This is a genomic window from Candidatus Merdisoma sp. JLR.KK011, from assembly GCF_036941125.1.
GTDB lineage: Bacteria > Bacillota > Clostridia > Lachnospirales > Lachnospiraceae > Laedolimicola.
Window position 1 is genome coordinate 1 of record NZ_JAYWSZ010000007.1, and the last position, 10,523, is coordinate 10,523.

The window sequence follows — 10,523 nt, forward strand, 5'->3', positions numbered from 1 at the left end:
CACCTGCTGCCATTACTCATTTTCCTCCTGTCCTGTGTTTTCTGTTTCTCCGGATTCCTCTGAACTGCCTCCGGTCTCACCGCCCTCCGTATCGCCTCCGGCATCCGGAACGGTGTCCTCTTTTTTCATTTCCTCAAAATACATCGTTCCTCCGGACAACCCCATCCGGTATTTGATGCCCGTCGCCTCGTCCTCAAGTTCAATGGTGGTCGCCATCGCCTTGATTTCTGCAATGTACTCCTCGCCCCGCTTGACCATGTCCTCATAGTAAGTCTTGGCATTGTCATCCATGCCTTTCTTGATTTCTCTGACCTCCTCGATGTCAAACGAAACAGGCAAGTCCATGAACTCCGTCGCACCGTTCCCGATGCGGATGATTCGGTGTCCGTCCGTGGTCAGTTCAAGCCCCATTTCCCCGTCGTCAAGTACCCGACGACTTTCAATCCATTCGGCTGTTGTTCCTTTCTTGACCCTAACTGTTGCTGTCGCCATTCTTTCCTCACTCCTCTCTTATATCGTGTGTGGCTTTCCTGCGTTATATTTGTCATAGTCTGTCGTAAATGGTGTTCCCCCATCTATCAATAATAAATCTGTTGAGAACGGTGTTCCTCCGTCTATGTTGATGTTGATGTCCGTTTCAAGCTGCCGGATGCGCTCATAATAGTCACGGACTGCTGCCAGTATCGCATCAAGCCCGCTCTGTGAAATGATGATTTCCTCTGCCCGCTGCGTCGCCTTGAGACATGCCCGTGTCTGCTCCACCGCTGCCCGTATTGTCTCGGCGCACTCGGCAATAATTTTCGCTGTGCTGTCCTCCCTCCGGCTCTCTCTGATTTCCCTTGCCCGCTCCGCAAGTTCCCTCGCCTTTTCCGCTGCTGCCCTCAACGCCTCCGCTGCGTCAATGGCGTTCTGTGTGTCCTGTGCAATCTGCAACGCCTCCCTTGCAGCGTGAATCGTATTCTCAAGCCTCGTATACTCTCCGGAATGTACAATCTCCGATTCATCCCTCTGCGACGGGAAAATCTCCATTTCAAAATTTGCGCTTGTCAGCAATGCGCCGTACTGGTACAACTGTACCTCGCAATATGCCGTTCCATGAACCATGAGCATGTTGCGGGTCAGCGGAATGAGAGCCTCGTTTCCGGATTTCTCGCCGTCGTTGTGGACGTGGGTTCTGTCCGGCTTTGTCATATTGATAATGATTTCAGCGTCGTTCGGTATCTCATAGACGACACCGTTCTCCATGAGCGTGACCCCGATGTATCTTGTACCCATATCCATCTGCTTGGCTGCGACCGCAAACCGTTTCACCGCCCCGTATAAATCCACTTTTATGTGTCTTATGATTTGCATTTCCTCACCTCCCCGTTTATGACAATTCCTGCTCCGTTTTCTGAACCTCCTCAAAAGAGAGCCTCGTGTTCGCAAGTTCCACCTTGTTTTTTGACCTCGTCTGCGGGTACTGGTACATCTTCACGATTCGGTGTCTTTCCCGTATGCCCGTTGACTTTGACATCAAGAGAACTGTGTCTCCCAGTGCTATGTCGAATACTTCCCGATAACGCTCTCTTTCCTCCTCGTCCTGCACCGCCTCCACAAGATTGACGATGTCTGCCGTATATGATTTATAAGGCTTTGACAGTTCATCCAGTTTCGCCTCCCCGTCCTCCCGCAAGGATTCCTCGTCGGTGTATCTTTCATCTTTCCATGTGCAGGTCTTGACTTTCCTCGAATACTGATAATTCTCAAGATAGTTCTTTCCCCCGATGTTGAGCATCAATCCGTCTTTGCCGATGCAGATTAGCCTTGTGCAGAAATTATATGAATTTGACTGTATCTGCAATCTTTTCAGATTCAGCCGTTCCATGAAATACGCTCCCCTGTCCTCGCCTATCTGCTCATAGATTGCGATTCCCTTATGGATGGAATCGAACTTGATTTCACACCGATATGTGCTGATGACCTGCTGCACCACATCCCACGCCGAACAGTTCTGTTCGATTCTGACCGTGCGTTTTTTCTTTACCCCGCAGAACGTGACCGTCCATCCCGTTCCGGCTATTGCCTCATTGCAGCAGTCCTCCGCAGTCTTTTCCACGGTCTCAAATCCGGCGGGGAACTGCCTACCCTCCATTTCCTCGACGTTCATCATTCCGGTGCATTTATACCAGTCGCCGGACGGCTCAATCTGTTTGATGACGAACTCGTCCTCGTTGGTTCTGATATATGCCTCCTCTTTGATTCCTTTTGCATAGGTGTTATCTTTCCGGTACTGGAAAGAGATTTCCCTGTCTCCTGTTTTCAAAGTGCTTGTGATGCAGATTTCTTTTATTCCGGACAGGTTGCACACCTTTTCGTGCATGTCATTGAAAAGTTCCATGTTGCACCCCCTAGAGCCACATCGGATTGTATTCAATCGTCACGATTGCGTTTTTATCCGAAAATATGAGGTGGTGGCTTTTCGCCTCCCCAGTCTTTAAGAACGGAAACTCCATCATTCCCTCGACATCCTTGAACTTGTTTTCCCCGTCAATCGTGACGAATCCTTTTTCCCCGTCAATGATGACCGTCGCCCCTCTCGGAATCGTGTGGATGATAATTTCATCCGAAAAGCCGTTGATTCTCATTTCCTCAATGTACTCCGTCGCCGTGATTGTTACCCTGCACGGAGACCACCTGTTTCCTGCTGCCTCAAACTCCACCTCATGAACATTCTCCCATGTGAGCGTCACCGTCTCACTGAACCAGTACCCCGTGAATGTAAAGTCTGCCGTGTACCTCCCTTTTGTAATGGTCTTTGAGAGTGTGTTCCCTGTCATATACCCTTTGAACCGCCTTGAATATCCGTCCAGAGTGAGCGCAACGCCTTTTTGCAGCATTGCATTGAAATCACTGACATAACGCTGCACCTCGTCTCTTGTCCTGCCTCTGAACAGAACGCCCACCGTCACGCCCGAAAGAGGCGTGTGTGTCTCGCCCTCGGACGGAATCAGTGCGCCGTCGAACATGTCAACGCTCACCGCCGTGGAGGGCAGCGTATAGTCAACGGTCAACTGTTTCGCACTGTATGTCCGGATGTCTGTCTCGTCAATCTTCATCGCTTACCTCCTCTTTATCTTTTCGACTGCTAGGTTGTCACTGACCTTTTCCGTTGTACGGTTCGACACTTCATCGCTGTCGATGTATGTGTGAACCTCGACATGCGCCTTTATCTGCTGATTGATTGCATCTATTTTCCGGTCAAGCATGTGGTTCAGCTTTGCATAAAACTCACTTAATGGCAAGATTGCCTCTGCCCCTGCCTCACCCCCGACCATGAGCCGTGTGCCGTTCATCCCGAACACGGTCGGGTTCGTCATGATACCGCCTGTCTTGTACCATTCGATTCCGAATTTTGGAACGGACGGCGGGTTCAGACTGAACGAACCGGAAATTGAAAAGTGCGGGAGTTTTAATTTCGGCAATGACCACTCAAAATTAAAGGCGTTTTTCATTGCATCAATGGCGTTCTTCACCGCATTTTTCGCAGCGTTTATCGGTGTTTCGATTGCCGACTTGATGCCGTTCCATATATTTGAAACGGTCGATTTTAAGGCATTGAACACGCTGCTCACGGTGCTGCTGATGGCGTTCACCGCCGTTGACACCGCTGTCCTTGCCGTATTGACTGCCGTGCTGATTGCCGTCTTGATGGCGTTCCACACGGTCATCGTCGTGCTTTGTATTGCATTGAATATATTTGCAACCGTCGCCCGTATTGCATTGAGTACGGATGAAATCGTGCTGCTGATGGCGTTCCATACGGCTGTCACGGTCGCCTTTATCGCATTGAGAGCCGTCGTTATATTGTTCTTGATGGTATTCCAAACCGTTGTAACCGTGGTCATGATGGCATTGACTACCGTTGTGACCGTTATTTTGATGGCGTTCCATACGGTTGTCAGCACCGTCTTTATGGCATTGATTATCGTTGTCACGTTGGTTTTGATTGTGTTCCAAACCGTTGTAACCGTGGTCATGATAGCATTGACTATCGTTGTGACCGTCGTTTTGATGGCGTTCCATACGGTTGTCAGCACCGTCTTGACCGCATTGACAATCACTGTCACATTGGTCTTGATTGCCGTCCAGGTGGTCTCGATAAACTCCCGCATCCCCGAAAGAATCGTCTCCACGTTGGTCTTGATTGCCGTCCATATCGTTGTGATGATGTTTAAAATGGATTGCAGCACAAACTCAATCCTTGAGTAAAAGAAATCGAAAACCGTCTTTATAATGATTTTTAGGTTCTCAAGCACCGTCTCGACTTTCCTCTTGATGGAATCCCACGCCTCCACCATCACCGTTTTAATGCCTGTCATGATTCGTGAAATGGTCTCCTGCACCGCCGTGATTGCAGTCTGAACCTTTTCCCGTATCGCCTCCCATACCTCGATGACAACCGCCTTGCAGTTCTCCCAAATGAACCGGAACGGCAACGTGATGATGGAAACGGCTGCGCCGATGACCTCTTTTATAGCCATGAGTGCCACCGTGATGACATTCTTTATTGTCTCGAACGCATTTGCGACCGCATCCCTTACGCTTTGCAGCCCACTCTTGACTTTGTTCGGTAATTCATAGACGAAATCGACGACCGTGTTCCGGATTTTCTGAATGAAAGTGACGACCTTTTCTTTCACGCCCTCCATGTTGATTCCCGTGATGTTCTGAATCACGTCGAACGCCCCTCGCACAAGTTCAGCCTGTTGGTCAAATATCACCTCAAGAACTCCGGCAACGCCTCCACCGCCCTCCTCATAGCTTACCTGTATATCATTCCATTTCTGTTTGACCGTGTCTTTGACTGCCGATAGCTTTTCGCCGACCGCCCCTTTGACTTCCCCCAGTTTTTCAGAAAATTTATTCTTGATTCCCGAAAGTTTCCCTCCGGTCAGATTGTCGATGAAAGAAAACCCTGCGGTGTAGTAGCCTTTGATTCCCTCCCATCCTGCTGCCACAACGCCCTTGATACCGCCCCCGTTTTCCTCGTATGCGGATTTCATGTTGTTCAGCTTTTCCTTTGCCGTGTCAACTGCTGCCGTCATGACCGTTGACACCGTGTTCTTGATTCCGTTAAACGCCTTTGACACCGCCTGTCCGATTCCGGAATCCAAAAATTTGTTTTTGATTTCTGTCAGTTTCCCTCCGGTCAGTTTGTCTATAAAAGAAAGTCCTGCGGTGTAGTAGCCTTTGATTCCCTCCCATCCTGCTGCCACAACGCCCTTGATACCGCCCCCGTTTTCCTCGTATGCGGATTTCATGTTGTTTAGCTTTTCGGCGACCGTGTCCTTTGCTGCGCTCATAGCGTTTCCGATGACTTCTTTTACTTTTCCGAATACCTGCCCGACCACTTCCCCGACTTTTTTAAAGATTTCAAGTATGTTTCCAAATGCGGACTTTACCGTCTCCCAAACTCTTTTTACTGCCTCTCTGAACTGCTCATTGTTTTTATATAAATCGACTAACCATGCCACAAGTCCGGCAATCAATCCGGCGATTGCTAAAATAGGCAATGCTTTCATTGCGAACCCCAGTGCCTTTGTTGCGACCGTTGATGCCGTTGTCGCTGTTGTTGACGCTGCCGTTGCGACCGTGTGCGCTGCCGTCGCTGCCGTTCCCGCCGTGTCTGCTGCCGTTCCTGCTGCCGTCGCTGCTGTTTTCGCCGTGATTTTCGCAATGATGGAGGAAATGCCGGAGACTAAGTTCTGCCCCGCCTTAATCGTCGATGAAATGCCCTGTGCAAACTTCCCGATTCCGATTGCTGCGGGTCCTACCGCTGCCGTGAACATCCCTATCTTGAGTATGGTCTGCTGCTGCCCCTCGTCCAGTGAGCCGAACCATTCGCACAATGTATGTACCTTTTCCGTAAACTGCTCGACCAACGGTGCAGCGGACGACATGATTGTCTGCCCGAACTGCAACACGGTGTTTTTCAGTTCATTCATTGCGATTTTAATGTCATATGAGGTCGTCTGCATCTTCTCAAATGCCGTGTCCGTCGCACCTGTTGACTGCCTCATTTCTTTCAGTGTTCCGTTGAATGAATCTGCGCTGTCTCCTAACAGGATAAGCCCCGCCTTTGCTGCCTCCGCAGAGGAGAACATGTCGCTCATGGTGAGGTTTTCTTCTTTTGCTGCCCCGTCTATGATTTGCAGCACGTCCGCAAGGCTTGAACCGCTCGCCATGAGTTCGCTGAATGATTTTCCTGTTTTTTCCCGCAGAATTACATCCGTCGTGCTGCCTGTCTTTCCCAACTCATTGAGCATTGAGTTCATGTAGGTCGTTGTTTCTGCCGTGGCGACACCGTTTGCCGTCATGATTGCATATCCGGCGCACAACTGGTCAAGGGCGACACCGTTTGCGTTTGCGGTCGGAATCACCTTTCCCATAGCAGACGACAACTCGGAAACGGTCGTCTTTCCTAGATTCTGTGTCTGGACTAGCATGTCAGAGACTTCCGTGACCTTTTCTGCCTCAAGTCCATACGCATTGAGAATCGTTGTCAGAATGTCAAGCGTGTCTCCGGATTCCGCAAACCCCGCCGTCGCAAGTTTCGTCGATTCCCTCACGAAATTCACCGCATCCGCTGTACCCTGCCCTGCGCTTATGGCGTTGTATACGTTGTCCGCAATGTCTCCGGCTGCAATCCCCGTCTCGTTCGATAGACCGATGATTGCGTCCTCCATTTCATCCACGGACATCACGCCCTCGTCCATGATGGTTGACACTTTGGCGATTGCATCCTCGAAATCCACCGCCATCTTTGCCGATGCCGTCGCAAACGTGGCAAGCCCCGCAGAAACAACGGTCATCCTTTTTCCGAACTGCTCTATTTTCTGCCCCGCCTTGTCGCAAGCGTCGGCGAACACGTTGAGTTTATGGTTCTTTAATTCCCTGTTTACGTCCTCAAGTTCCGCCTCCATTTCCATGAGGGCGGTCTCTGCCCTGTTCGCACTTACGGTCTGCCTTGAAAGAGCCGTCTCCGTCCTGCCGATTGCGGTTTCATTTTCCTTGAACTCCTGCTCAACTTTGTCAAGTGCCTCTTTCAGTTCTTTCGTTGCGTCTGAATTTTCTCCGGTTGCCTTTTTCTCGTCCTCATACGCTTTCTTTGCAGCCTCGACCTTTGCCTTGAGTTCCTCCTGCTTTGTCTTTTGCTTTCCCAACTGCTCCGTGAGGCGTTCCTGCTGCTCCCTGTTCATCTGCACGATGTTCTTTTGCACGGTGACTTTCTGTGTGAGGGATTCGGCTTTCGCCTTGAGTGCGTCCGTAGCAGAACCGAACAGCTTTGCCCGTGTAGCTGCAAGGGAATATTCGCTTGACAGTTCTTTCATCTGCGCTGCTGCCGACTTCATATGTGTCCGGTAATCACTTGAATTTACAGTTAGTTTGACACCTGCATGTGCCACGCTCTCACCTCCTCCCCTTGTCCTGTCTGCTGCCGGATTTATTTGTTTTCATTTACCGTGTCTAACTCGAATTTCAGATATTCCAAAAGGGAGACGATGTCCTCCCTCATACATTGGCTGTATGAGTTTTTCAATAGACGGATTGCTATTTTTGTGACCCTGTCAAGAATCTCTCCGCAGGATTTCCACGGGTTCTCCTCGGTTTCCACGTCGTCCTCATACCCGTTTTCAACGTCGTATTCATCAAATGCGGATGCCTCCCGCTCTATCGGCTCGACATCCACAATCGTGAGCAGCTTTTCCGAAATGACATCCTGCATGATGAAATGGATTCCCTTTGCTGCTGTCAGAAATTCGATGACCTCTGCCCCTCCCAGTTCCGCAAGAGACATCCGGTTGCCGAAAATTTCCTGAATGATTTTTTTGTTGAAGAACATCGCATCCGTTATCCGGTCGGAATCGTTCCTCTCCATGAGGCTCACATATTTCTTGTACTGCTCCACCGTCACGGAATTGATGAAAACCGTTCCTCCCCTGCAAGTGATTTCAATTTCCGGAATCACTTGCCACTCTGAAAATTTTTCTGCATCTTCTCCATACGGCGAGCAAGTTCCTCACCGACACCCACGTCAATGAACTGGAACTCCATAATGATTCCCGCAGCATCAAGACCGCTTTCCACGTCCTTGAGTTCCTCGGCGGTGAACTGGTCTCCGTATGCCTTGCACACGAACAGCACCATCGCCTCAATGTCCTGCTTTGTATACCGTTTTTTTGTGTCAATCTGCTCCGACAATTCCAGATAGTCCATATATGTGTCGATTGACATTTTCGGCATGGTATACTCTTTTTTGTTTACGATGACTTTTCTCTGCATTGAATTTTCCTCCTGTTATATGGTCTCTTTTTTACTGCTGCCTGGTCGTTCCGTCTCCGGTGCTGCCCTCTGTGCCGTCTCCGGTGCCGTCCTCTGTGCTGCCTCCTGCGTTTTCAACGCTGTCCGGATATTCCTGCACCGCAGAGAACCAGTTCGCAAGTGCCGTCTTTGCGTCCGTGTACTCGTCAATGAGGTTCGATTCATCGACGGAAATCTCATACTGGTTGTCAAGGCTGCGCTCATAGAACGACCCCTTGATGCTCTTTGTGGTCGGAGACAGTTTGCCCTCCTTTGTGTTCGCCTCGTCGCTGATGCCCTCTGCGAACTTCCCGACAAAAAGCCACTTGAACTCATACTTGCCGTTCAGCTTTCTTTCACGCCATCCGATGGCGACCTCCGGTGCCATGTCGTTGGATGTCTTTACAAGATAACCGTTCTCATACCGCTGCCCGAACACGAACGCCCTGTCCTGCGGTGCAAGGGCGTTGACCTCAAGTTCCACGTCCGTTCCCTCATAGGCGGTGATGACCTCCTCCGTCTCGTCGTCGGAATAAATCTTTTCGGAACTCCATTTCTCGTCAATCTTTGCTTTCACCATCCTTGACAATTTCCTCGGCGTTCCCGTCACATACTGCGTCGCCGTGTTCTGCAAAACAAGCGCAACATACAAATCCTTACAACCGCATGTCCTGCTCCGGACAATCTTTTCCACGGTCTCGCTGATTTTCGTCCTCTTTTCTTCCATTGTCATTCCTCGCTTTCATAAAATTTTGAGAATCTCTGTGCTTTCATATAGATTCCGTCCTCCGGCTCTGAATCGTCTCCGTTCCTGCCCTCGAAAGAGAATCCGTTTGCTTTCATGAGGCTCTTGATTTCCCTTGCCAGTTCCACCTCGTCCTCTTGTGAAAAGATTGTGACCTGCACGGATAACGTCACGCCCTCTGCGTCATCGTCGGAGAAATTGTCGTCCGTCTCCCCTAAATCCCACAAGGTCACATGACACGCCTTGATGTCCTTGTCATACCATCCCTGCATCACTGTGATTCCCCGTCCACTGACAGGCTTTAGGGTCTCGGATGCGTCTTTTATGATGTCCGGACTGTTTCCCATGCTTATCACCCCACTGTGTTGTCTAAAAATGATTGATACTCCTGTTCGGCGATTTTCTGCAACTCGCCGTCTGCCTCCCGCCCCGATGCAAAGATGAACTCCCTCGGCGGTTGGTAGATAGTTCCCCAGTTTATGAACTTCACATAAAAATGCTCGCTCCGGTCGGACTTATCCCATCCGACCTCTGCCGATGCTCCGGTGTCCTTTATTGAGATTTTCCCGATTGGCACACTGTCGGCTGCGTGAGACGATACGCTCGACTTTGAACCGAACCCCCGTCCGCTCTTTGATATGTCCGCAGACTTCGGAACTTTCCCCGACATTATCCGTTTGACTATCGGCTGCGCCCTCTCGACAATCTTTTTGTTTGTGGCTCTGATTGCGTCGTCGCTTGCTGCCTTTTCAAACGCCTTTACAAGTTCCTCAAGCCCCTCGAACTCCATTTCAATCCTCATTCCATCGCCTCCGGTGTCAGATTATGACACTATGCACCCGCACGGCATTTCAGCAACACCCTCCGGTTGTCGGAGACCATCGGTGACGCATTATAAATCTTGAACTCCGTTCCCTTGTACTCCGCATAGAACTCTTTCAAGTTCAGTCTGATTTCCTCAATCTTTTTACAGTTCCGAACTTTAAAAACAATCGTGTTTTCAAGTCCGGTCTGTAATGCGGTGTACTTTTCATTTGTTGCAAGGTCTTGAACCTCACACCAACATTCATAGAACGTCGATGACACCTGCTGCCTCCTGCCGTCAACAACCTCCGTCTTTTTCCTTATCACCTTTATCCGTCCGGTCATGTGTTCCCTCCTCCGTAAATCTCTTTCAGCAGCATGGAGGAAACGGCGTTCGTGAGCGTCGTCGTCTCTTTCTGATACTCCTCACGGTGGTCGTAAAGTTCTTTTGTGGAAATACATGCAAGCAGCCTTTGACGGCTCGTCATTGCGTACCTGTCGAACGACGGAATCAATTCCTCCATCCCCTCCATCGTCGTGTCGAACATCAACTCAACGATTTCAGCGTCGTCGTCATAGTCGATATGACAATACTTTTTACAGAGTTCAATCATTTCCGCTCTGTATTCCC

General features: G+C 49.9%; 12 protein-coding genes. All 12 read right to left on the reverse strand.

The window, feature by feature from the left end; genetic code table 11:
• Positions 1-12: 12 nt before the first annotated feature.
• Positions 13-492: a hypothetical protein gene (locus tag VV089_RS25100; protein ID WP_334337835.1), complete on the reverse strand. Its 480-nt coding sequence runs from the start codon at positions 490-492 to the stop codon at positions 13-15.
• A gap of 18 nt (positions 493-510) precedes the next feature.
• Positions 511-1,353 (reverse strand): BppU family phage baseplate upper protein, encoded by an 843-nt coding sequence (locus tag VV089_RS25105; protein WP_172528644.1) that lies wholly within the window; start codon positions 1,351-1,353, stop codon positions 511-513.
• Positions 1,354-1,369: 16 nt separating this feature from the next.
• Positions 1,370-2,380, reverse strand: a complete 1,011-nt coding sequence (locus VV089_RS25110) for a phage tail protein (RefSeq protein WP_160568788.1) — start codon at positions 2,378-2,380, stop codon at positions 1,370-1,372.
• A gap of 10 nt (positions 2,381-2,390) precedes the next feature.
• Entirely contained in the window at positions 2,391-3,098 is a 708-nt protein-coding gene (locus VV089_RS25115) for a phage distal tail protein (protein WP_172528645.1), read from the reverse strand.
• A 3-nt stretch (positions 3,099-3,101) separates the two neighbouring features.
• Entirely contained in the window at positions 3,102-7,448 is a 4,347-nt protein-coding gene (locus VV089_RS25120) for a phage tail tape measure protein (protein WP_334337836.1), read from the reverse strand.
• Between the two features lie 38 nt (positions 7,449-7,486).
• The gene (locus VV089_RS25125) at positions 7,487-8,011 is read right to left on the reverse strand and encodes a hypothetical protein (protein ID WP_334337837.1); all 525 of its coding nucleotides are present in this window, start codon (positions 8,009-8,011) and stop codon (positions 7,487-7,489) included.
• Positions 8,008-8,325, reverse strand: a complete 318-nt coding sequence (gpG, locus tag VV089_RS25130; protein ID WP_160568782.1) for a phage tail assembly chaperone G — start codon at positions 8,323-8,325, stop codon at positions 8,008-8,010. The genes VV089_RS25125 and gpG overlap by 4 nt, the downstream gene beginning before the upstream one ends.
• A 31-nt stretch (positions 8,326-8,356) precedes the next feature.
• Positions 8,357-9,070 (reverse strand): major tail protein, encoded by a 714-nt coding sequence (locus VV089_RS25135; protein ID WP_334337838.1) that lies wholly within the window; start codon positions 9,068-9,070, stop codon positions 8,357-8,359.
• Between the two features lie 2 nt (positions 9,071-9,072).
• Entirely contained in the window at positions 9,073-9,435 is a 363-nt protein-coding gene (locus VV089_RS25140; RefSeq protein WP_172528990.1) for a hypothetical protein, read from the reverse strand.
• A gap of 5 nt (positions 9,436-9,440) precedes the next feature.
• Positions 9,441-9,890 (reverse strand): HK97-gp10 family putative phage morphogenesis protein, encoded by a 450-nt coding sequence (locus VV089_RS25145; RefSeq protein WP_160568776.1) that lies wholly within the window; start codon positions 9,888-9,890, stop codon positions 9,441-9,443.
• Between the two features lie 29 nt (positions 9,891-9,919).
• Positions 9,920-10,237, reverse strand: coding sequence for a phage head closure protein (locus VV089_RS25150; protein WP_160568774.1), 318 nt, complete (start codon positions 10,235-10,237; stop codon positions 9,920-9,922).
• A partial coding sequence (locus VV089_RS25155) for a head-tail connector protein (protein ID WP_334337839.1) occupies positions 10,234-10,523 on the reverse strand: 290 nt, incomplete at its 5' end. The genes VV089_RS25155 and VV089_RS25150, both read right to left, overlap by 4 nt.

Excerpts from the sequence above, each read along its gene's own strand:
- VV089_RS25100 (WP_334337835.1), bottom strand. The coding sequence starts at position 492 with ATGGCGACAGCAACAGTTAGGGTCAAGAAAGGAACAACAGCCGAATGG.
- VV089_RS25105 (WP_172528644.1), bottom strand. The coding sequence starts at position 1,353 with ATGCAAATCATAAGACACATAAAAGTGGATTTATACGGGGCGGTGAAA.
- VV089_RS25110 (WP_160568788.1), bottom strand. The coding sequence starts at position 2,380 with ATGGAACTTTTCAATGACATGCACGAAAAGGTGTGCAACCTGTCCGGA.
- VV089_RS25115 (WP_172528645.1), bottom strand. The coding sequence starts at position 3,098 with ATGAAGATTGACGAGACAGACATCCGGACATACAGTGCGAAACAGTTG.
- gpG (WP_160568782.1), bottom strand. The coding sequence starts at position 8,325 with ATGCAGAGAAAAGTCATCGTAAACAAAAAAGAGTATACCATGCCGAAA.
- VV089_RS25135 (WP_334337838.1), bottom strand. The coding sequence starts at position 9,070 with ATGGAAGAAAAGAGGACGAAAATCAGCGAGACCGTGGAAAAGATTGTC.
- VV089_RS25140 (WP_172528990.1), bottom strand. The coding sequence starts at position 9,435 with ATGGGAAACAGTCCGGACATCATAAAAGACGCATCCGAGACCCTAAAG.
- VV089_RS25145 (WP_160568776.1), bottom strand. The coding sequence starts at position 9,890 with ATGAGGATTGAAATGGAGTTCGAGGGGCTTGAGGAACTTGTAAAGGCG.
- VV089_RS25150 (WP_160568774.1), bottom strand. The coding sequence starts at position 10,237 with ATGACCGGACGGATAAAGGTGATAAGGAAAAAGACGGAGGTTGTTGAC.